The sequence below is a fragment of the Micromonospora sp. 15K316 genome (assembly GCF_004348525.1).
Classification (GTDB): domain Bacteria; phylum Actinomycetota; class Actinomycetes; order Mycobacteriales; family Micromonosporaceae; genus Micromonospora.
Map to the genome: position 1 here is coordinate 1 of NZ_SMKG01000104.1, position 20,561 is coordinate 20,561.

Consider the following 20,561-nt stretch of genomic DNA (forward strand, 5'->3'; position numbering starts at 1 on the left):
AGACAGACCCTCACCCGCGCTCAGCTCCTGAGACTGCTCGGCGTCGGTGTCGGCGCCGCAGTCCTCCCCGCCCTGCCCGGCGGCGCGGCACAGGCCGCCACGACGCACGGCACGGGACGCGGCCCGGTGCTGGTGGAGAACGTCCGCGGCTACACGCTCACCCGCAAGGGGCGGCTGCGGGAGTTCTCCAGCATCCTGATCTCCGCGAACGGGAAGGTCGCCGGGCTCGACGCCCACGCCGGTCGGGGTGTGCGCCGGGTCGACGGCAAGGGCCGCGTCCTGCTGCCCGGCATGCACGACGCGCACGGCCACCTCTGGAGCTACGGCGCCCTCGCGTCCGAGCTGGATCTCAGCGGCACTCGGTCCCTGGCGGAGGCACAGCAGGCCCTCGCCGGGTACGCCGCCGCCAACCCGGATCTGACCTGGGTCACGGGACGGGGCTGGAATCAGGTGATCTGGGGGCTCGGGCGGTTCCCGACCGCCGCCGACCTCGACGTGGTCGTCAGCGACCGGCCGGTCTGGCTGACCCGGGTCGACGGCCACGCGGGCGTGGCAAACAGCGCGGCGCTGGCTCTCGCCGGCGTCACCCGGGATACTCCCGATCCCGCCGGCGGCCAGATCATCCGCGACGCGGAGGGCAACCCGACCGGAACGCTCGTCGACAACGCGATGGGCCTCGTCTCCTCGAAGCTTCCCGCACCGACCATCGAGGACGTACGGCAGCGGGCCCTCATCGCGCAGCAGAAGCTCAACGCCGTCGGCATCACCTCCGTCTCCGACGCGGGGACCGACGCCGCCGGCTACCTGGTGCTGCGCGAGCTGGCCGGCGCGGGAACCCTCACGATGCGGGTGAACGCCTTCCTGACCTGGGATGCGTTCAGCGAGGTCGGCGCCGACGTGCACACCGACTCGTTCGCGGCCGACATGCTCCGCGTCCGCACCGTGAAGCTCTACGTCGACGGGGCGTTGGGCAGCCGAGGGGCCGCCCTGCTCCAGCCCTACAGCGACGACCCCGCGAACACCGGGCTGCTGCGGATCGAGCCGGAGGAGTTGGACCGGCGGGTCGTGGCGATCCTCCGCCAGGGCTACCAGGCCGCGATCCACGCCATCGGCGACCGGGGTAACCGGCTCGTCCTCGACGCCTACGAGAAGGCCTTCCGCACGGTCGGCGATCGGGGCCTGCGGCACCGCATCGAGCACGCCCAGGTCGTCGCGCTCGACGACATCCGGCGGTTCAAGCGGCTGGACCTCATCGCGTCGATGCAGCCGGTGCACGCGACCGACGACATGAACATGGCCGAGGACCGGGTGGGCCCGGAGCGCATCAAGGGCGCGTACGCGTGGCGCAAGCTGCTCGACCAGGGGACTGTCATCGCCTCCGGCTCGGACTTCCCGGTCTCCTCCGCGCTGCCCTTCGAGGGCATGCACGCCGCGGTGACCCGTACCGACCGGGAGGGCCGACCGGCCGGCGGGTGGTACTCCGAGGAAGCGATGACCCCGGTCGAGGCGCTGCGTTCGTTCACCCTCGACGCCGCGTACGCGGCCCACCAGGAGCGGGTGATCGGCACCCTCGAACCGGGCAAGTGGGCCGACTTCGTGCTCACCGACCTGGACCCGTTCCGCCTGCCGGCCAACCGGGCGATGTGGCAGACCGGGATCCTGCGTACCTGGGTCGGCGGGCGGCAGGTCGGCGAGTACGGCGACCTCTGATCCGGTCCGGCGAACTCCCCTCAGGTGACTCGCAGGGTGAAGGCGCCGAGCTGGTTTCCGCGCTGCGCGTAGTGCGGCAGGTAGAGCTTCCAGGTGACGGTGAGCTCCCGCCCTGGGCGCATCGAGGCGGGCACCTCCGTCGTCATCTCGAAGACGGAGGTGCCGCCGGCCCCGATCTTCGGGAGCGGGCGACAGTTCAGCCGGTACAGCTGGAACGTGTTCACCGGTTCGTTCGTCGTGTCGCCCAGGGAGAACCGCTCCATCGAATACCCCGGGCAGGGGTCCAGCGCGAGCGGGCGGCCGGTCGGGTTGCCGAGCGTTACGCGGAAGGTGAGCCGTGACCCGGCCGGGGCGGTGGGCGGCCCCGCGACGGCGACGGTGAGCCGGTCGAGCGGCGAGTCCGGAGGTGGCGACGCCGCGGCTGGCTCGGTGAACCCGCTCGCCGACAGTGCCGCCCGGGCGTTCGGGTTGATTCCCTCGCCCCGCGGGCAGCCGGGCCGGTCGTCCGCGCTGACCGGTGCGAGCAGGGTGCCCCCGCCGTTCGGCAGCTCGATCGCCAGCTCCAGCGGGATGTCGGCCGGCTGACAGAACGGTCCGGACCAGTCCAGTCGCAGGCTGGCGTGGCCGCCAGGGGGGACAGCGACCACGCGGGCGCGACCCTCTTCGTTGATGCCGTGCGTGTACAGCATGGGAATCCTGCTGGCACCGGCGAGCATGGTGGTGGGTACCTCGCCCTGCAACGTGCACTCCACCTTCGAGGCGTTCCGGACGTCCACCTCACCGATGAGCTTGCCGATGCTGGAGTCCATGCCGCGAGGGGTCTCGCCGCCGTTGCCGGGGCGTACCCAGTCGGTGAGCCGGCCGGAGAGCTGGTCCGCCCGGCACGGTCTGCTTCCGGCTGCCGGGGAGCGTGGCGCGGTCGGTCGCCCGTTGAGGTCCTCGGCGGTGATCTTCAGGTCGGCCCAGGGGACACTGCCGTCGGCGAGCAGCGAGGCGGGCGCCTCTGCCGGATCGGAGCAGCCCGCCGCGAGGGCGAGCACGAACAGCAGCAGCGACAGCCGACGGACGCCACCGTACGCACCCGACGGGGCAGCACCGCGCCTGAGCAGCAGCGTCGGACGGCCGGTTTTCGGACGCCAAGATCTCATTGACACACAATGGCAGCAACACGCGGTGAGGGTTGCCCCTTGGAGCCGGACACCTCGGTTCCGGCAGCGATTTGATCCATCTTCCCGGGGCAGCTCGTCGGTGCGCTCAGGGCACCGGTCGGCGATCGGCGTCCTGCCCGCGTGCTGCTCGCGGTGCCGCCCGCAGTAGCGTCTACGCCATGTCCGCCCTGATCACGGTCCACCCCGCGGAGCCCGGTGACGGGGACATCCTCGGCGAGATCCATGCCCTGTCCTGGGGCGTCTCGCACGGCCCGCTCTGCACGGCGAAGGTCGCCGCGGCCGGCATCGAGGAGCGGCGCACCAAGTGGCACGGGATTCTGGCCGAGGGCGGGGACACGATCCTGCTGGCGCGGTTGAACGAGCGGCCGGGGGCCTTCGCCCGGTTCGGGGCCTCGACGTCCCGCCCCGGCCTCGCGGAGCTCCATACCTTCTTCGCCCACCCGGACGTCTGGGGCAGCGGCGTCGCGACGGTCCTGTTGGCGAACGTCCTGGACCGAGCGCGCGACGCCGGGTACGACGAGGTGCATCTGTGGACGCTGCGGGACTCCGCCCAAGCGCGCCGCTTCTACGCCAAGAACGGCTTCGTCGAGACCGGCAGGACCCACGACCACGACTTCGGCGACGGTCCTCCGCTGGCCCTGGTCGAGTTGGAGCGGGCCCTGCCTGGCCGATGACACGCTCGATCGGCGGTCAGCGCACGGTGAGCAGCAGCTTGCCCGGGAAGGACGTCAGCAGCCGCCGGTGGGCCTCGGCGGCTCGCCCCAGCGGGAACTTCTCCGCGACGTGCACCTGGAACGGTCCCGCCTCGATGAGCTCGTTGAGGCGCCGCAACTGGCCGGGGTTGCTCTCACCGTCGTACGCCTGAACCGTCATGCCGGGTCGCTCGTTCGGCGCCGGCTGCACACCGTTGGGGTAGGCGAGCACCCCGCCGTCGCGTACCGCCTCGCCGAGCTGGTCCAGCGTCGGACCGCCCGCCATCGCGAGCAGCCCGTCGACGCCGCTCGGGGCCACCTCCCGGATCCGGGCCAGCACCTCGGCGATGTCCCCGTGGCCGTCGAGGGCCACGTCGGCGCCGAGCCGGGTCACCAGTGCCACGCCCTCGGCGCCGGACGCCACCGCGATCACGTTGAGGTTCTGCCGCTTCGCCAGCTGCACGGCCAGGTGTCCCTGACCGCCGCTCGCGCCGAAGATCAGCAGCCACGCGCCGGCCGGCAGGCTGAGGAGATCCAGTCCGGACAACGCGGTCAGCGCGTCGGTCGGCATCGCCCCCGCGTGTTCCACCGGCACGCCCGACGGCAGCTTCGCGACGTACTGCGCCTTGGTCGCCGCGTACTCGGCGTAGAAGCCGCCCTTCGGTGCGGTGGAGTCGGAGGCGTAGACCACGTCGCCCACGGCCAGGTCGGTCACCTTGCCGCCGACTGCGGCGACAGTCCCCGCCGCGTCGGTGCCGGGCACGAGCGGAAAGGACGCGCCGTCGGGCACCAGCATGCCTTGACGGCGCATCGCGTCCCACACCCCGACGCCGGCGGTCCAGACCTTGAGCAGGATCTCGTCGTCGGCGATCTGCGGCACGGGCAACATGCGCGGCGTGATCACCTCCGGGCCGCCGAACTCGTCGAGGGCCGCGACCTGCATCCGCTCGGGCACGTCGCCGTCTGCCATCTGGTCTTCCTCTCCGCCCTGCTGTCTCCGGCCGCCGGTGCCGGCCGCGCCGTCCGGCAGCCGCCGCAGGGCCGAGCGCGCGGCGGGTGCCGTCAACCTGTGCGGCGAACCGCCGTGCCGCGCCTCGGGCCCGCGCCGGCATCGTCGATCGCAGCATGCCGTACGCCCGCCGTGGCGGGCCCCGGCCGGGCCTCGTTCACCCGGTCGGGCTACCGAGCAGCTCGTCGACCTCCCCGGCGGTGGGGGCGGTCGCGGGCCCCTGCCGGGTGACGGCAAGCGCTGCGGCGGCGTTGGCGCGACGGACGGCCTGCACCGGGTCGAGGCCGCTCACCAGGGCCGCGATGAAGGCACCCAGGTGGGCGTCCCCGGCGCCGTTGGTGTCCACGGCGGTCACCGGGAAGGCCGGCACGGACACGGTCCGGCCGGCCGTGGCGAGGACGGCGCCCTCCGGCCCGGTACGGACCACCACACCGGCCCGCCCGGTGCGGCTCGCCAGCGCGGCGGCGGCCACCTCGGGATCGGTCCGATCGGTGAGGATCCGCGCCTCCCGCTCGTTGCAGCTCCACCAGTCGGCGCGTTCCAGGGCGGCCGTGAGGACCGGCCCGGGTATCTCGGCGACCAGCGGGCCGGGGTCGACGACGACGGTGACCTCCGGGGCGAGCGTCGGCAGCCAGGCCGCCAGCGCCGGACCGTTGGACGGGTAGGCCAGGCTGTAGCCGGAGACGTACACGACGTCGCCGGGTCGCAGGTCGACCCGCGCCAGGTCCGCCGATCCGAGCCGCGCCTCCGCACCGACGCTCGTGGCGAACGTGCGCTCGCCGGTCGGGTCGATCAGCGCGACGCTGAACCCGGTGTCGACGTCCGGCAGCGCCGGCTGCACGACCTCGATGCCCGCCTGGGCCAGGTGCTCGCGGGCCAGGTCCCCGAAAGGGCCGGTGCCGTGCATCCCGGCGTACGCCACGGGCAGTCCCTGCCGGGCCGCGCCCACCATGACGTTGAGTCCACCACCGGCGGTGATCCGGCTGCCCGAGGCGAGGACGTCCCCACCGGCCTCGGGCAGCCGCGGCAGGTACATCACCACGTCGACGACGACGTTGCCGGTGTGCACCAGCCGGGGCGACGAAGCGGTCATCGCTCGGCCCCCGTGCTCCGGTGGCTCGCCTCGACCTCGGGCAGGCGCTGCCCGACCCGTCCCGCCGTGCCGCCGCGCCGGGCGCTGCGGGCGCCGAAGAGCAGGTACAGGATGCCGGCGACGACGAAGGCCGCGACCCAGCCGAGCCCGTTCGTGCCCAGCCAGGAGTCCGCGAGCGGACCGCTGAACCAGACGTCGTCGGCGGAGGTCGAGGCGGTGAGGAAGAGCAGACCGACGACGGTGCCGGCCAGCCACGACAGCACGGCCGACCAGCGGAACCCGCCGTGGTACCAGTAGACGCTGGTCCGCGCGGTGTCCATCAGGCCACGCGAGTCGTACTCCCGCCGGAAGAGCATGTCGCCGAGGAAGACCGCCACCCAGGCGGTGATCGGTACGGCGAGCAGCGAGATGAAGGTGATGAACGGTCCGTAGAAGTTCCCGGCGATCAGCATGAAGTAGATGCCACCGGCGAGGGTGAGCACGATGTCCAGGCCGACGGCGACCACCCGGCGGGTCCGGACACCGAGGGTGATCATGGTGAGTCCGGCGGAGTAGACCGAGAGGTTGTTGGAGAGCAGCAGGCCACCGAACGCGGCGAGCAGGTACGGCACCGCCATCCACGACGGGAGCATCACCTGGATCGCCGAGACGGGGTCGCTGGCGGAGGCGAGGCTGCCGTCGCCGGCCGAGAGCAGGCCACCCAGCCCGATGAGCAGGAACAGCGGGATTCCGGCGCCGGCCGAGGCCGCGGCGACGATCCGCCCGCCCCGCACGTTCCGGTGCTGGTAGCGGGCCATGTCGGCGCCCGCGTTCGCCCACCCGATGCCGGTGCCGGCGGCGATCACACCGATGCCGGCGATGACGACGCTCAGCGGGGCGGCCGGGGCGTCGAGCACCGCGTCCCAGTCCACCCGGGCGATCAGGAACGCCGCGACGATGATGTTCAGCGCGCCGAAGACGTACGTCGCCCACTGCTGGATCCAGACGAGCGTGGCGTGTCCCAAGCCCGAGACGACCAGGGTGAGCGCCACGAAGACCAGCAGGCTGATCACGGTCAGCACGGGGTTCGCGGTGAGCCCGAACGCGATGTCCAGCAGGGCGAGCAGCGCGTACGCGGCGGTCGTGGTGTTGACCGTCTCCCAGCCGACCCGGGAGAGCCAGGAGATCACCGTCGGCCCGTGGTTGCCGCGCGGCCCGAAGATCGCGCGGGAGAGCGTCATGCTGGGCGCGCCACCCCACTTGCCGGCCAGGCTGATCAGGCCGACGAGGGCGAACGAGCCGAACGAGCCGATCGCGGCGACCAGCAGCGCCTGCCAGATGTTCATGCCGCGCAGCGCGACCAGCGTGGCGCCGAGCGGCAGCCCCAGGATGGAGATGTTGGCCGCGAACCAGACCCAGAAGAGCTGGCCCGGTCCGCCCGTGCGCTCGGTGGGGGGCACCGGCTCGATGCCTCTGGTCTCGATGGCACCGACCCGGTTGGTGTCGGCCGGGGTCGTGCCGGTCAGTTCCGTCGTGGACATCGTCGTCCTGCCTTTGCGGGTACCGGCGTCAGCTGCGCTGACGAAGGGTGAGTAGGTGTGCTGCCAGTTCTGCGAGGGGAAGGTGGTTGGCCTTCTCGATCGTTTCCCGGGCCGTGCTCGGGAAGGAGCCGACGCCGTGACCGGCGCCGGCGATGGCGCCGACCATGGCGGCGATCGTGTCGGTGTCGCCGCCCAGACCCGCCGCGAAGAGGCAGGCCTGCCAGGGGTCGTCGGGGTGGACGGCGAGCACCGCGAAGGCCGCCGGAACGGACTCCTGGGTCGCCACGCTCGTCCCGACGAGGCGGTAGATCAGGTCGGCGGCCTCGTCCGGCGCCCGTCCCGCCACCAGCTCGGTCGCCCAGCCGATCCGGGCTGCGATGTCCGCCGACGCGATCCAGTTGCCGCGTCCGGCGGCCAGCTGCGCCGCCCGTACGCCGGTCGCGGTCGCGGTGGCGGTGTCCGCGCCGTCCAGGCCGGCGCTGACCGCGGCGGCGACGGCGGCGGCGCCGGCCAGGGCGACGCCGGTGTTGTGGGTGACCCAGCTCGCCTCGACGACCCGATCGACGAGCCGGCCCAGGTCGGTGGCGGGCACCGCGATCCCCACCGGGGCGATCCGCATGGCCGCCCCGTTGGTCGTTCCGAAGCGGCCGGCCTCCTCCAGCGGACGGCCGGCGGCCACGGCCGCGACGGCGGCCCGGGTCGACGGGCCGAGCAGGTCCAGCGAGCCGCGCCGGCGCATGTCGTCCTCCCAGGCCAGCAGGGCCTTGGCGAGACGATGCCCGTCGACGTGCCCCCGGCCCTCGACGAGCAGCTGCCCGAGCAGCAGCGCCTGCTCGGTGTCGTCGGTCACCGACCCGGCCGGCATTCCGGGCGCGATCGGCTGGTCCGCGGGGCCCGGCTCGAAGCCGGTCAGCCGGGGGTAGCGCGCGACGATGCGTTGCCGCGGCATGGACTGGGTCGGCATGCCGAGCGCGTCGCCGACGGCGAGCCCGGTCAGGGCCCCGACCGCGCGCGACTCGATCGTCACGGCCGGAATGGAAGCGGTCATTCCGACGCCTCCCCGAAGCGTAGGTGCAGCCGGAACCGGTCCGGCTTCAACAGGCTCTCCACGTACTCGACGAACTCGCCTCGCGCGTCCAGGCTCAGCCGCTGGGTGCGCAGGAAGAGATCGCCGTCGCCGCAGCCCAGCAGCTCCGCGTCCGGCTGCGTCACCCGGGCCAGGTCGACCCACTCCTCGCCCTGCGCCGGCGCGAGGCCGGCCGCGCGCAGCGCCGCGTAGAGGGAGCCGGTGAGACCCTGCTCGGGCAGGTCCCGCAGCGGACCGGCGGCCGGGATCCGGCTCCGTTCGATCGAGATCGCCGGGCCCTCGTCGAGCGACCGGAGCCGGTCGATCGCGACGAACTCGGCCGACGCCAGGTCGAACCGCTCGGCCAGCTCGGGCTCGTGGACCAGTTCGAGGCGGAGCGTGCGTACGGTTGTGGGGACGCCCTGCTCGGCCAGGGCGCGGGACCAGCCGAGCCGGTCGTCGATCGTCCGGCCGTCGAAGGTCACGAACGAGCCCTTGCCGGAGCGCGTCTGGATCAGCCCCTGCCGGGTGAGGTCGATGAGGGCCTGGCGAACAGTGTTCCGGCTCACATCGAACCGGGTCGCGAGGGCGTGCTCGCCGGGCAGCCGGCTACCCGGGGCCAGCCGGCCCTTCCGGATCTCCCGGGCGAGCTGCTCGGCGACCCGCTCGTGCTTCAACTTGAGCACCTGTCCAAACATGTCCAGTAGGGTAGCTCCGGCCTGGGCAATCGACAACGCTGAAGATCAAGGCCTGGCTGGAGGTGCGGTCCGGCGCCGGGCGCCCATGATCGACTCGGTTTGCCGTGAAGTCGGCCTGTCCCTGGCGACGGATACCGCGACTTCCTGGAAGTCGTGACGGGCCGCAGGAAACCGTTGGCCGCTGCGCGGATCCCACCGCTAGCCTGCCCCGACCAGGAAGGAGACTGCGGTGAGCGAGACGATGACCCTGTGGCGGCCTACCGGTCCCACGGAGCTGGACCTCGTACGCGCCTCCGGTTGGAAGGCGTGGCCGCCGCGCCTGCCGGACCAGCCGATCTTCTACCCGGTACTGAACGAGCAGTACGCGATCATGATCGCCCGGGACTGGAACGTGCCCGCCTCGGGCGTCGGCTACGTGACGCGCTTCGAGGTCGATTGGGAGTTCGCGTCCAGGTACCCGGTTCGGCGGACCGGCGGTCGCGACATCCTCGAACTGTGGGTGCCGGCGGAGGAACTCGACGAGTTCAACCAGCACATCGTCGGGCCGATCGAGGTCGTCCACGAGTTCCGATCCGGCGGTGGAGCATCGGCCTGAGCGGTTCGCGCCCTCGGGCGGGGCGGTCGTCGAGGAGGTGCGCGGGAAGCTGAACGTGACGATTCCGGCGGTGATCACCTACCGCTCCTACCTGACGGCCGAGTACGCCGCGATGCCCCGCTGACGAGAGCCGCGTGAACACCCGCCGGGACTGAACGAGGGCGGCTCGCGTGCTCGGGACGCCGCGTCCTGGGCGGGTTCGCCGCGCAGGGCTGTCACAGGCAGGGGAGTTGTCTTGTCGTTCCGGTAGACAATCCGCTGTTTGGAGGAAACACATGAGCGGCGAGCACAAGCACCTGCCCCCGGGCGTCGAGTGGATCGAGACCCTGCCGGACGCGAGGGAGCGGATCCCCGCCGGAGCCGAGGCCAGGACCGTCCGGGTCACCCTCGCCCCCGGTGACCCCGGCGCGCCGCCGCACCGGCACCCCGGGCCGCTCTTCGGTTACGTGACGCAGGGCGAGATCCTCTTCGAGCTGGAGGGGAAGCCGCCCCGGGTCATCAAGGCCGGTGACGCCTTGTTCGAGCCCGGCGGCGACGTGATCCACTACCAGGGCGCCAACAACCTGTCGGATGCCCAGTCGCAGCTGGTGGTGACCATGTTCGCGCCGCCCGGAACTCCGGTCCTGACCGTGGTCAGCGAGGAGGAGCTGGCCGAGCGGCGGCACCTGCGGTACACCCAGCCCTGACCCCGCCGGTGAAGCCGTTGTTCCCAACGGCTTCACCCGTCCCGGCGGCGGTCGCACGGACGGAGGGCGGTCGACCGAGTCGACCCTCCTCCATCCGGAGGCTCCGACCCGGCAGACGAAGCCGGCGATCGTGAGGGGCCGGCGCGGATCGCCCCCGGGGCCGGTCTCGTCGCTGCGCGCTTGCCGGATCCGGCCCGGAACACGGCACGCCGTCCGTCGTCCAGCCGCAGGTGGTGGCACTCGTTCTGCACTGTCCACCACGTAGCTTGGCGTATCGCATGATCCGGTGCCGGTTGTCCGCCTGCCGGGCGGGGCCGGAGGATCGAGCGGTATCGCCGGGCCACCGCCCGGCTGAGTGACTACTGGCGGCAGCACGCCGCCGGATGACGGAGAAGAGCATGCCGAACCCCGACACGTTCGTCATCGTCGGCGCCAGCCTCGCCGGCGCGAAGGCCGCCGAGGCCCTGCGCTCGGAGGGCTTCGCCGGTCGGGTCGTCCTGATCGGCGACGACGCACGACGGCCGTACGAACGGCCGCCGCTGACCAAGGGGCTGCTCCTCGGCACGGCCGACGCGGAGAGCCCCTTCCTGCACGAGCTGGACTGGTACGCCCAGCACGACATCGACCTGCGCCTGGGCGTGCGGGTGACCGACCTGGACGTGCGGAACCGCACCGTGCGCACCGGCACGGAGGAGGTCGCCTACGACCGGCTGCTGCTGGCCACCGGTTCGACGCCGCGGCGGTTCCCCGGACCGGGCGGCGACCGCGAGAACGTGCTGTACCTGCGCAGCTACGACGACGCCCAGCGACTCTCCGACGTGCTGCGCGACGGCGGCCAGCTGACCATCATCGGGTCCGGTTGGATCGGGATGGAGGTGGCGGCCGTGGCCCGGCAGCGGGGAGTCTCGGTCACCGTCGTGACGCCGGACTCCGTTCCGCTGGGTCGCGTGCTGGGCGACCGGATCGGTGCTGTCTTCGCCGACCTGCACCGCGGCCACGGTGTCGACTTCCGCTTCGGCAGCCGGGTCCAGGAGCTGCGCGGCGGCACCCGCGTGGAGCAGGTGCTGCTCGACGACGGTACGACCGTGGAGACCGACCACGTGCTCGTGGCGATCGGGGCCGACCCCGACGTGGAGCTGGCGCGGCGGGCCGGGTTGGCGGTCGGGAACGGTGTGCTCGTCGACGCGTACCACCGCACCAGCGACCCGAACGTCTTCGCCGCGGGCGACATCGCGAACGTCGACCACCCGCGGTACGGCACCCGGATCCGGGTCGAGCACTGGGCCAACGCCCTGCACTCGGGTCCGGCGGCGGCGCGCTCCATGCTCGACCGCGGCACGCCGTGGACCCGCGTGCCGTACTTCTTCACCGACCAGTACGACCTGGGCATGGAGTACGCCGGGTGGCTGCCGCCCGGGTCAACCGCGGATCTCGTGGTGCGCGGCGATCTGGAGGCGCGCGAGTGCATCGTCTTCTGGGCCGTCGACGGCCGGGTGGCGGCCGGCATGAACGTCAACGTCTGGGACGTCAACGACCAGATCCAGAAGCTGATCGAGGCGGGCTTCTCCGGCCGGCGCGTGGACCCGGCCCGCCTGGCCGACCCCACGGTGCCGCTCGCCGACCTCCTGTCCTGAGCGGCAGCGACGGCAGCACCGGCGTCCGGCCGGTGCTGCCGCCGGCGGAGGAGAAGGCGGGCGAGCATCACGGAGACATCCGGGTGCAGTCCGAGCGCGGCGACACCCGGATGATCGTGTTGCTGCCGATGGCGCCCGCCTGACGGCTCAGCCCGTGACCTCGTGCTCACGGACCGCGCGGGCGATGCGACGGTCGGGGATTGCCCACATGATCACGATGAGGGCGAAGCAGGTCAGGGCGATCCATACGCCGATGCGCCCGTCGCGGTCGATCGTCAGCGCGCTGACGATCCCCGCGACGTGGAGCACCGGGGAGAGCTTTCCCTTGAGGTCGGTGCCGAGGGCCTTGCGCAGCGGTGACTCCGGCCCCTGCTGGCGGATGATGACGCGCTGGAGCACGAGGTAGGCGACGGCCGCGCTGAACAGGTTGACGCCGTAGACGACGACGGGAGTCGGTTCGAACCCGGTCTCGTCGACCCAGGCGGTCGTGAACGGGAAGAGCGACAGCAGGAACAGCAGCGCCAGGTTCGCCCAGAGCACGCCGCCGTTGACCCGGCGGACCAGGTGGAACATGTGGTGGTGGTTGTTCCAGTAGATGCCCACGTAGCCGAAGCTGAGCAGGTACGTCAGGAGCCCGACTCCGCTGCTGTGGAGGAGGTCGGAGATGTGGTGCCCCTCCGGCACCCGCAGCTCCAACACCATGATCGTGATGATGATGGCGAGCACTCCATCACTGAACGCTTCGAGTCGACTGGTCCGCACCGCGCCGCTCTCCTTCGATACCGGAATTCCGCTTCGGACGGATCGGCCGCGGCGGCAGCCGATCGGGTGGGCCGGCCGTGACGGCCGGCCCCACTGGTCGGGGCTACGCCGTGACCGTGTCGATCGCGTCGAGGATCGCCGTGGTGACCACGTCGGGTCGGGACACGGTGAGCGCGTGGGAGGCCCCGGGGATCTCGCGCACTCCCTCGGCGCCGGCCCGCTCGGCCATCTGCCGGTGCAGGGCGACCGGGATGCAGAGGTCCTGGTCGCCGTAGACGAACCAGGAGGGGAGCGTCCTCCAGGCCGGGGTACCGGTGGGCAGGCCGGTGCGGAGGGCGGTCTCGGTGACCGGGCGCTGGGTCGCGCTCATCACGGCGGCCTGGGCGGGTGAGGTGTCGGCGGCGAACTGGTGGTGGAAGGCGTCGGGCCGGATGGTGAACTCGACGCCGCCGGCCGTGACCGGGTGGGCGGCCAGCGTCTCACCGAGGGTGCTGCCGGGGAACCTGGTCGACAGCTCGAACGCGGACTCGCCGTGGTCGGGGGCGAACGCGCAGACGTAGACGAGGGCCGCGACGCCGTCGAGTCCGGCCGCGGCCTCGGTGATCACCATGCCGCCGTAGGAGTGGCCGACGAGGACCACGGGACCCTCGACGGCGGCGATGACGTCGCGCAGGTAGGTGGCGCCGGCGGGGAGGTCGCGCAGGGGGTTGGCGACGGCGACCACGGGCACGGCCTCCGCCTGCAGCTGCTCGACGACCCCGACCCAGCTCGCGGACTCGGCGAAGGCGCCGTGGACGAGCACCACGGTCGGCTTCCGGTTGGTCATGACGTGTCTCCCGGCGGGTTTTTATCGGACTCCGGGAACCGAGACAGCACAGCCAGGGGACTTGTGACAGGCGTGTGGCCACCTTCACTGTTCGGGCAGCGGTTGAGGGAGCTCCGGCAGCCGGCGGGGATGACTCTCGGGGCGCTGTCCACGGCGTCCGGGGTGAGTGGCCGGGCGATCAGCGACATGGAGCGGGCCCCAGCCGAGCGCCGCAGGAGCGGACCTTGGCGGCGTTGGCGACGCGCTGAAGATCAGTGGTGACGATCGGAGCTGGATGCGCACACGCTCGCCCGGCTGCGGTCCGGCCGGTACCAGGTGCACGGCCTGCTGCGGGCGTACGCCGCCGGGCTCAGCGACGACGAGGAGACCCCGCAAGAGCGGGCCGCCGCCCTCAGTCGCCTCCTCGACAGGTGGCGCAGCGTCCCGTCCGGTGAGTCCTCGTTCCGACGGTCAGGAGAAGTGCGTCTTCGGCCGGGCCAGCCGCTCCCCGTCGACGATCAGGTCGACCTTCTCGTTGTAGAAGGCGATGAGCCCGGCGATGGGTAGCAGCGCGCCGGTGGGGAACTCGTAGGACCAGGCCAGGTCCGGGTGGGTGGTGCCGTTGACGCGCACGGACCAGTAGCGGCTGGTCCGGCCCTTGTACGGGCAGGCGCTCGCCGTCTCGGACGCCACGAGGTGCCCGAGGTTCACCTCGGTCCGGTTCAGGTAGTAGCGGGTCGGCAGGCCGGTCTCGAAGAGCAGCACCGGCGAGGCCGACTCGGCCAGCGCGATCCCGTCGAGCTCCACCCGTACGCGGCGGGTGGAGCGCAGCGCGTCCACCCGCGCGTACGGGTTGCGGGGATGCACGAAGACCTCCTCGTCCTCCTCGAACCAGTGGTCCATGGCGGCCCAGTCGAACCGGACGGTCTCCGCCAGCCCGGGCAGCGCGTCGTCGCCGTACCACCGTGCGGACGACGGCCGGGACGTCTCGCCGAGGCGCACCCCGTGCACCCGTCCCGTCCCGCACCGGATCCGTTCCGTGCGGTGCTCGTCGACCAGGACGCTGCGGTTCACGTCGTCGATCGGGACGTAGTACTGGGGGTAGAAGGGCCACTCCCAGACGTACTGCGCGCGCCGGGTGTCCAGCACCAGCTCACCCGCGAGGTACGCGCGGATCCGGCGGGGCACCGGCTCGACACGGTCGTCCGGCACGAACGCTTTCGGGTAGTCCGGCACGTCTCCTCCGTCTCCGGGCAGGCTGGTCTCGGGGAGGGGTACCGGCTCAACGATCAGCGGGCCCCGGGTGTCGCGCCGGCACGTGCCGTCGTACGGCACCGAGGCCCAGGCGGTGGCGCTGCGCCGGGTGCGGCCGAGGTCAGGGTGACGCCGGCCCGCCGGGCTCCACCGGGTCGTCGATGCGCACGGTGGCGATCCACTCCGGCGGCGTCGGCGCGTCCACCCCGATCAGCCCCGCGATCAGCCGGGCGGATTCCAGCGGCGCCGCGGGCCAGGGCGTGTACCCGTCGGTGAGTACCACGATGATGTGCGGCCGGTGCCGCAGTGCCTCGTCGACGCCGACCCGCATGTCGGTGCCGCCGCCCCCGGCGAGCCGTACCTCGCCGACGCTGTGCACGGCGCGCACCACGTGGACGGCGGCGTCACAGGAGAGCACGGTGACCCGGTTGCCGCCGATGCCGACGGCCCGCAGTACCCCGCTCACCTCGGCCAGCGCCGCCGTGAGCCGGCCGTCCGACATGGAGCCGGAGGTGTCCACCACGATCGCCACCCGGGGCACCGGTTGCCGCAGCCGGGGCAGCACCACCCCGCGCATCGACTGGGAGCGCCGCGACGGCCGCTGGTAGGTGTAGTCGACAGCGCCGCCGGCCCAGGCGGCCGCCTCCCGCACCGCGCCGGTCAGCGCGCGGCGCCAGTCGACGGTGGGCTCCAGGATCGCGTCCGCCCAGCGCCGCCAGCCCGCCGGCACGCTGCCCCGGGCCCGGGACGCGGACCGGATCTGCTGGGCGGTGTCGCGGCGGATCGCCCCCGCCTCCACCTCGCTGATCCCCTCGCCGCTGTCTCCGCTCTCCCACGGCCGGTCCACCCCGTGGGCGCCCGAACCGCAGTCGTGCCCGCCCGTCACCTCGGGCGGGAGCAACGTCAGGTAGCGCTCGAAGAGCAACCCGGACGGCATGGCGTAGGTCTTCGGTTCGAGCCTGCCGGGTGGCAGCGGCAGCCGGTCGGCGAGCAGGTCGTCGTTGATCTCGCAGTCCTGCGCCACGTTGACCCGATGATGGTCGCGGCCGTGCGTGGCGGCGAGCCGGTCGGCTCTGGTGTGGTGGTCGCGCAGCAGGTGGGCGACCTCGTGGATCCAGACCGCGGCGAGCTGGGGCACGGGCAGATCGGCGACGAAGTCGGGGTTGACGTAGCAGCGCCACCGGCGGTCGACGCCCATCGTCGGTACGGCCCGGGACTCGACGACGGTGACGCTGTACAGCGCCGAGGCCAGGTAGGGCCGGTCCTGCGCGGCCCGGAACCGGGCGGCGAGCAACTTCGTCCGGTCCAGCGCCCCGCTCATCAGCCCAGGCGTCCGGACAGGTGCAGCACCTCCGCGAACGCGTCGATCGCGGCGGGTACGGGCCAGGACGGCTGGCGCAGCGCGGCGAGGTCCATCGCCGCGCGGGCGGCCACGTCCGGCACGCCGGCCTTCACCGCCTTCTCCAGCACCACCCAGGCCGCCGCCCAGCGTCGCTCGTCGACCCGGCCCTGCACGGCGGAGATCACGGCGGTGAGGAAGGCGAGCTGCCGGTCGCCCCGTTCCGGCAGCGTGAAGGCGTCCGGGTCGGCCAGCACCCGCTCCGGGTCGGGCAGGTCGAGGTTGTCCAGGTAGGTGACGAACTCCAGGCCGGCGCCGTCGCCGACCGCGCCGACCAGGGCCAGCGACAACGCCTCCCGGCCGGTGCCGCTGCAGTGGTGGAAGGTGAGCAGCCGCAGCGCCATCTCCCAGGTGCGCGGCGACGGCCAGGCGCCGCCGCGGGCCTCCGCGTCGCCGGGCAGGTGGTGGGCCAGCCCGGGCCGGGCGGTGAGGAAACCGGCGACGGCGCCGCGCGCCCGGGCCAGCGCCGACGCGGCCCGAGCCGGTTCGACCGCCGGCACGGTCACCGCCGGCCAGGTGCCGGCCAGACCCCGCGCCACGGTCCGTGGGTCGTGGGTCCAGTGCAGGTGTACGAAGCGGTTGGCCAGCGGCGGCGCGAGGTGCCAGCCGTCGGCGGCGCTGGTCGGCGGGTTCGCTGCCGCGACGATCCGCACGGCGGCCGGCAGGTGCAGGCTGCCGATCCGGCGTTCCAGCACCACCCGCAGCAGCGCCGCCTGCACTGCGGGCGGCGCGGAGGAGAGCTCGTCGAAGAAGAGCAGACCGGTGCCGCCGCGGGCCAGTCGTACGGCCCAGTCCGGTGGCGCCATCGGCACCCCGTCGGTGGCGGGGGAGTCGCCGACGATCGGCAGCCCGGAGAAGTCGGACGGCTCGTGCACGCTGGCGATCACGGTCTCCAGTGGGGTGCCGAGCCCGTCGGCGAGCTGTTGCAGGGTGGCGGACTTGCCGATGCCCGGCTCGCCCCAGAGCAGCACCGGCAGATTGGCCGCCACCGCGAGGGCCAGCGCCTCGACCTTCGGGTCGTGGGCCGGCTCGGAGCGCCAGTCGCGGGTGGCGGCGACCAGCGCGTCGGCGTCGGCGAGTCGCCCGTTCACCGCTCCATCCACTCCTCGAGGATCTGCAGGATCAGGCGCGGTCCCGGCGGTTCCTCGTCATCCTCTTCGTACATCTCGACCTTCCAGCCGGCCACCTCGATGGCGCCGTACCCGTTCTCGTCCTCCACGGTGGGGTCCGCGCCGGCCTCCAACAGGGCGCGGACCATCTCCGGGCTGGCTCCGTCGCCGGCCGCGACGTGCAGCGCGGTGCGCTTGCGCCGGTCCCGCGCGTCGACAGGTACGCCCGCGTCGGCGAGCCGGCCGATCAGGGCGGCGTCGTCGAGGGAGCGGACGTGGTGCAGCAGGGTGCCGCCGCGGCCGTCGCCCATCCGCGGGTCGAGCCCGGCGTCCAGCAGCGCGGCCAGCGCGGCGGTGCCACCGTGCTGAATGCGTAGCAGCACTTCGCGGCGGAGCTGCTTCAGCGGTCGGGGCAGGTGGTCGGTCGAGCCGCGCCAGGCCGCCACCGCGCTCAGACAGCCGGCGACCTGCCCGCCGAGACCGCCGAGGAGCTGCTCGCGGCGGACCTCCTCCGGCGGGTGCGACGTCGGGTCGAGCCGGCCGTCGGCGTGCCGCAGCGTGTGCCACTCGCCCCGGCACCGCACCGGGACGTCCCGGTGCAGATCGATCCGGTCACGGACGGGCTCCGCAGCAACGGCCGGGAAGAGCACGCCCCGGACCAGGGGGTGCAGCTCGGCCGGGTCGAGCAGGCCGCGCCGGATCAGTTCCAGGTCCGCCGGTCGGGAGTAGACCGGGCCGGCCAGCACGGGGGCGTGGTAGTGCTGCCGGTCGTAGTCGAGCAGCCGCGCCGCGACGCCGTGCGGCTCGTGGCGCACCTCGGCCACCGGCTGCGTGTCGTGCCGGATCACCAGCCGGTCGAGGTCGTAGCGCTCGCGCAGCCGGGTCAGCTCGGCGGCCAGTCCCACCGGCAGGGCCTGACCGATCAGCCCGCCGGCGAGGTAGTGGCGGCGGCGACCCTCGGGTGGGGTGGCGTCGAGGTCCACGCCGGCCGCCGCCCACGCGCCGACCGGGTCGCCTGCGGCGAGCAGCCGGTCGAAGACCTCTGTCCGCGTCGCCGCGTCCGCCGGGTCCACCTGCGTCGGGTACACCGTGAACGGGCGCACCGAGCCGTCGGCCTCGAAGCCCGGCATGCGCTGCGGCGTGCCGCCGTACGCCTCGCGGAGCCCGGCGACGTGCTCGGCGCTCCAGAACACCGGTGGCAGGTCCGGCCAGCCGGGATTCGCCTCGACGGCGGCGCGCACCTCCAGCCGCAGCCGCTGCGAGCCGTCCACCGTCTTCGGGGTCCGCAGCACCAGAAGGGCGTCGTCGCCGCCGATCCGGCCCTCCCGGGTCGACAGCAGCCAGTCGTGGTGGGTGGCGAGACTGGTGCGCCCGCCGAGTACCCGGGGCAGGTGCCAGCGCAGCAGGTCCGGGGCGAGCGCGTTCAGGTCCGCCTCGATGAGATCGGCCTGCCGGGCCCCGTGCGTGCGACGCACCTCGGCCAGGTCGAGGTCCACATCGATCCGGCCGGCGGCGCAGCCGGCCCGCCAGTCGCCTTCGGCGCGGGCGGCCGCCACCGCCTCGATCATCGACGGCGGTACGGCGTACCGGCGGACTCGTTGCCAGACGGGCAGCTCGGGAAGGGTGGGCTGGTTCACCGGTAGACGCTCGCGATCGCCTGGATGTCCTCGTGGGGCGGCGGCGCGGGCTGCTCGGCGAGCAGAGCCGCGGCCCGGCGACGCTGCTTACGCGGCACCCCGCCGTTGATGCCGAGGTAGCGCAGCGTCGGATGACCCTCGATCGCCGCGACCAGCCGCCGGGCCCCGCGTCCGCCGATCTCGGTGCGCCGTACGTCGAGCCGGCGCAGCCGGGCGCCCGGCAGCGCGTCGGCGAGCGCCTCCGCCCCGGCGTCGCCGACCACGTTGCCGCGCGCGCCGAGGGCCCGCTCCGACGGCGGTCGGGCCAGGTCCAGGGCCTCCCAGGCGGCCAGGTGGTGGGCCAGCGTCGCGACCCCGGCCGGGGTGACGCCGTTACCGCCCAGACCGAGCGTCATCGGCACCCCGTCGGCGAGCGCGGCGAGCGCGGTGACGCCGTCGTCGCCGAGATGGTTGGCGGCCAGGTAGAGCTCGCGTAGCCCGGCGGTGTGGATCAGCGTGCCGAGGGCGGGCACCGCGTCCGGGCCGAAGCCGTTGCCGCCGAGGAAGAGCCGCTGCACCGGCACCGGCCGCTCCGCGAGCGCCGCCGCCAGCGTGGTCAGCCCGCGTACGGTCATCCCGACGTTGACCAGGTCCAGGGTGCGCAGGGTGGTGTTCGCGCGGAGGGCGTCGGCAAGCTTGCGCACCCCGTCGTCGCCGACCGGGTTGCGTTTGAGCCAGAGCGCCCGGAGCTGGTCGTCGGCGGCCAACCGGTCGGCCAGGGCGGTCACGCCGGTGGCGTCGATAAGGTTGCAGCCCAGGTAGAGGGTGTGCAGCCGGTGGCCGGGGCGCAGCGCGTCGGCTACCGCCCGAGCACCCGCCTCGCCCAGCGCGTTGGTGCCGAGCAGCAGGTGCCGGACGAGCGGCGACTCGACCGCCGCCGCCACGATCCGGGCGCTCTGCGCCGGGCCGACGCCCTGCTTGCACAGGTCGAGGCGGCCGTCGGCGCGGACGGTGCCGCGTGGGTACACCTCGCTGTCGTCGATCGGCGCGGACGCGGCCAGCCGGGCCAGCAGCGGGTCGAAGTCGGCCGGGTCGGCCAGGCCGGCGGTGGGGTCGGCGATGACCGGGCAGCGCACCGGCGTCGGATCGGTCACCAGGGCACGCTCCGGTAGTCCTTGAGAAACTGGCCGCTCACCGGCGCGCCGGTGACCCCGCGCACCACCGGGTCGTAGATCCGGGCGGCGCCGTCGATCACGTCGAGCGGCGGGCGGAAGCCGTGCGCACGCTGGTGGATCTTGCTCGGATGCGGGCGCTCGTCGGTGACCCAGCCGGTGTCCACGCTGTTCATGTGGATCCCGCTGGTCAGGTAGTCGGCGGCGACCGTACGGACCAGCATGTTGAGCGAGGCCTTGGCCATGTTGGTGTGCGGATGACGGACCGTCTTACCGGCCCGCGAGTAGCTGCCCTCCATGGCGGACACCTGCACGACGTGCCGCTGCGGGTGGGAGCTGGCCTGCATCAGCGGGCGCAGCCGGGAGGTGAGCAGGAACGGCGCGAAGGCGTTGACCACGTGCACCTGCAACCACTCGCGCGGGGTGACGTCCGCGTCCCGCAGCACCCACGAGTTGACCTCCCTCAGGTCGAGCGGTTGCCCGGTCTCGTCGGTCCGCCCGGCAGGGAAGTACGACTCCAGCAGCGCCGGCAGGCCGGCCGGGTCGGGCCGGGTGGGGGCGGCGCCCACGGC

20 protein-coding genes are annotated in these 20,561 nt (G+C 73.3%); 6 read left to right on the forward strand and 14 right to left on the reverse strand.

Going from position 1 to position 20,561, the window contains the following annotated elements:
- A partial coding sequence (locus E1211_RS19540; RefSeq protein ID WP_207915432.1) for an amidohydrolase occupies nt 1-1,710 on the forward strand: 1,710 nt, incomplete at its 5' end.
- Between the two features lie 20 nt (nt 1,711-1,730).
- Here the strand turns inward: E1211_RS19540 and E1211_RS19545 are convergent.
- The gene (locus tag E1211_RS19545) at nt 1,731-2,858 is read right to left on the reverse strand and encodes a hypothetical protein (RefSeq protein WP_132350450.1); all 1,128 of its coding nucleotides are present in this window, start codon (nt 2,856-2,858) and stop codon (nt 1,731-1,733) included.
- 179 nt (nt 2,859-3,037) lie between these two features.
- On the opposite strand from E1211_RS19545, the gene E1211_RS19550 reads away from it, so the two are divergent.
- A complete protein-coding gene (locus E1211_RS19550; RefSeq protein ID WP_207915433.1) occupies nt 3,038-3,553 on the forward strand; it encodes a GNAT family N-acetyltransferase in 516 nt (171 codons plus the stop codon).
- A 16-nt stretch (nt 3,554-3,569) separates the two neighbouring features.
- Here E1211_RS19550 and E1211_RS19555 read toward each other — a convergent pair whose 3' ends face one another.
- The 5 genes from E1211_RS19555 to E1211_RS19575 all read right to left on the reverse strand — a co-directional run bounded on the left by E1211_RS19555 (nt 3,570) and on the right by E1211_RS19575 (nt 8,957).
- Nucleotides 3,570-4,541: an NADP-dependent oxidoreductase gene (locus tag E1211_RS19555; protein WP_207915434.1), complete on the reverse strand. Its 972-nt coding sequence runs from the start codon at nt 4,539-4,541 to the stop codon at nt 3,570-3,572.
- Nucleotides 4,542-4,737: 196 nt separating this feature from the next.
- Nucleotides 4,738-5,673, reverse strand: coding sequence for a PfkB family carbohydrate kinase (locus E1211_RS19560; protein WP_132350451.1), 936 nt, complete (start codon nt 5,671-5,673; stop codon nt 4,738-4,740).
- Nucleotides 5,670-7,193: a cytosine permease gene (locus E1211_RS19565; RefSeq protein WP_132350452.1), complete on the reverse strand. Its 1,524-nt coding sequence runs from the start codon at nt 7,191-7,193 to the stop codon at nt 5,670-5,672. Before E1211_RS19565 ends, E1211_RS19560 begins: the two co-directional genes overlap by 4 nt.
- A 28-nt stretch (nt 7,194-7,221) precedes the next feature.
- Nucleotides 7,222-8,241 (reverse strand): ADP-ribosylglycohydrolase family protein, encoded by a 1,020-nt coding sequence (locus E1211_RS19570; RefSeq protein WP_132350453.1) that lies wholly within the window; start codon nt 8,239-8,241, stop codon nt 7,222-7,224.
- Nucleotides 8,238-8,957, reverse strand: coding sequence for a GntR family transcriptional regulator (locus tag E1211_RS19575; protein WP_132350454.1), 720 nt, complete (start codon nt 8,955-8,957; stop codon nt 8,238-8,240). The genes E1211_RS19570 and E1211_RS19575 overlap by 4 nt, the downstream gene beginning before the upstream one ends.
- A gap of 229 nt (nt 8,958-9,186) precedes the next feature.
- Between E1211_RS19575 and E1211_RS19580 the strand changes: the two genes are divergently transcribed.
- The 4 genes from E1211_RS19580 to E1211_RS19590 all read left to right on the forward strand — a co-directional run bounded on the left by E1211_RS19580 (nt 9,187) and on the right by E1211_RS19590 (nt 11,872).
- Nucleotides 9,187-9,552 (forward strand): ADP-ribosylation/crystallin J1, encoded by a 366-nt coding sequence (locus E1211_RS19580; RefSeq protein ID WP_132350455.1) that lies wholly within the window; start codon nt 9,187-9,189, stop codon nt 9,550-9,552.
- Nucleotides 9,536-9,676 carry a hypothetical protein gene (locus tag E1211_RS32605; protein ID WP_165947294.1) on the forward strand — a complete coding sequence of 47 codons (141 nt, stop codon included), beginning with the start codon at nt 9,536-9,538 and terminating at the stop codon, nt 9,674-9,676. Before E1211_RS19580 ends, E1211_RS32605 begins: the two co-directional genes overlap by 17 nt.
- 151 nt (nt 9,677-9,827) lie before the next feature.
- Nucleotides 9,828-10,238 carry a cupin domain-containing protein gene (locus E1211_RS19585; RefSeq protein ID WP_132350456.1) on the forward strand — a complete coding sequence of 137 codons (411 nt, stop codon included), beginning with the start codon at nt 9,828-9,830 and terminating at the stop codon, nt 10,236-10,238.
- Nucleotides 10,239-10,636: 398 nt separating this feature from the next.
- Nucleotides 10,637-11,872 (forward strand): NAD(P)/FAD-dependent oxidoreductase, encoded by a 1,236-nt coding sequence (locus tag E1211_RS19590; RefSeq protein ID WP_132350457.1) that lies wholly within the window; start codon nt 10,637-10,639, stop codon nt 11,870-11,872.
- 147 nt (nt 11,873-12,019) lie between these two features.
- On the opposite strand, the gene E1211_RS19595 is transcribed toward E1211_RS19590, so the two are convergent.
- The 8 genes from E1211_RS19595 to E1211_RS19630 form a co-directional block, all read right to left on the reverse strand.
- Nucleotides 12,020-12,634, reverse strand: coding sequence for a TMEM175 family protein (locus tag E1211_RS19595; RefSeq protein ID WP_132350458.1), 615 nt, complete (start codon nt 12,632-12,634; stop codon nt 12,020-12,022).
- A 103-nt stretch (nt 12,635-12,737) separates the two neighbouring features.
- A complete protein-coding gene (locus E1211_RS19600) occupies nt 12,738-13,460 on the reverse strand; it encodes an alpha/beta fold hydrolase (protein WP_132350459.1) in 723 nt (240 codons plus the stop codon).
- A gap of 450 nt (nt 13,461-13,910) precedes the next feature.
- Nucleotides 13,911-14,675 carry a DUF427 domain-containing protein gene (locus E1211_RS19605; protein WP_132350460.1) on the reverse strand — a complete coding sequence of 255 codons (765 nt, stop codon included), beginning with the start codon at nt 14,673-14,675 and terminating at the stop codon, nt 13,911-13,913.
- A 139-nt stretch (nt 14,676-14,814) separates the two neighbouring features.
- On the reverse strand, nt 14,815-16,014 hold the full coding sequence (locus E1211_RS19610; protein WP_132350461.1) for a VWA-like domain-containing protein: 1,200 nt from the start codon (nt 16,012-16,014) through the stop codon (nt 14,815-14,817).
- Nucleotides 16,014-17,183 carry an AAA family ATPase gene (locus E1211_RS19615; protein ID WP_371686176.1) on the reverse strand — a complete coding sequence of 390 codons (1,170 nt, stop codon included), beginning with the start codon at nt 17,181-17,183 and terminating at the stop codon, nt 16,014-16,016. Before E1211_RS19615 ends, E1211_RS19610 begins: the two co-directional genes overlap by 1 nt.
- Complete coding sequence (locus E1211_RS19620; protein WP_132350463.1) at nt 17,180-18,838, reverse strand: ankyrin repeat domain-containing protein; 1,659 nt, start codon at nt 18,836-18,838, stop codon at nt 17,180-17,182. The genes E1211_RS19615 and E1211_RS19620 overlap by 4 nt, the downstream gene beginning before the upstream one ends.
- Nucleotides 18,835-19,971 carry a gala protein gene (locus tag E1211_RS19625; RefSeq protein ID WP_132350464.1) on the reverse strand — a complete coding sequence of 379 codons (1,137 nt, stop codon included), beginning with the start codon at nt 19,969-19,971 and terminating at the stop codon, nt 18,835-18,837. The genes E1211_RS19620 and E1211_RS19625 overlap by 4 nt, the downstream gene beginning before the upstream one ends.
- Nucleotides 19,968-20,561: SDR family oxidoreductase (locus E1211_RS19630; protein ID WP_132350465.1), on the reverse strand; the 594-nt coding region annotated here is incomplete at its 5' end. The genes E1211_RS19630 and E1211_RS19625, both read right to left, overlap by 4 nt.

Coding starts and splice junctions, on each gene's coding strand:
- E1211_RS19585 (WP_132350456.1), top strand. CDS start 9,828: ATGAGCGGCGAGCACAAGCACCTGCCCCCGGGCGTCGAGTGGATCGAG.
- E1211_RS19600 (WP_132350459.1), bottom strand. CDS start 13,460: ATGACCAACCGGAAGCCGACCGTGGTGCTCGTCCACGGCGCCTTCGCC.
- E1211_RS19555 (WP_207915434.1), bottom strand. CDS start 4,541: ATGGCAGACGGCGACGTGCCCGAGCGGATGCAGGTCGCGGCCCTCGAC.
- E1211_RS19610 (WP_132350461.1), bottom strand. CDS start 16,014: ATGAGCGGGGCGCTGGACCGGACGAAGTTGCTCGCCGCCCGGTTCCGG.
- E1211_RS19590 (WP_132350457.1), top strand. CDS start 10,637: ATGCCGAACCCCGACACGTTCGTCATCGTCGGCGCCAGCCTCGCCGGC.
- E1211_RS19545 (WP_132350450.1), bottom strand. CDS start 2,858: ATGAGATCTTGGCGTCCGAAAACCGGCCGTCCGACGCTGCTGCTCAGG.
- E1211_RS19560 (WP_132350451.1), bottom strand. CDS start 5,673: ATGACCGCTTCGTCGCCCCGGCTGGTGCACACCGGCAACGTCGTCGTC.
- E1211_RS19550 (WP_207915433.1), top strand. CDS start 3,038: ATGTCCGCCCTGATCACGGTCCACCCCGCGGAGCCCGGTGACGGGGAC.
- E1211_RS19565 (WP_132350452.1), bottom strand. CDS start 7,193: ATGTCCACGACGGAACTGACCGGCACGACCCCGGCCGACACCAACCGG.
- E1211_RS19570 (WP_132350453.1), bottom strand. CDS start 8,241: ATGACCGCTTCCATTCCGGCCGTGACGATCGAGTCGCGCGCGGTCGGG.
- E1211_RS19575 (WP_132350454.1), bottom strand. CDS start 8,957: ATGTTTGGACAGGTGCTCAAGTTGAAGCACGAGCGGGTCGCCGAGCAG.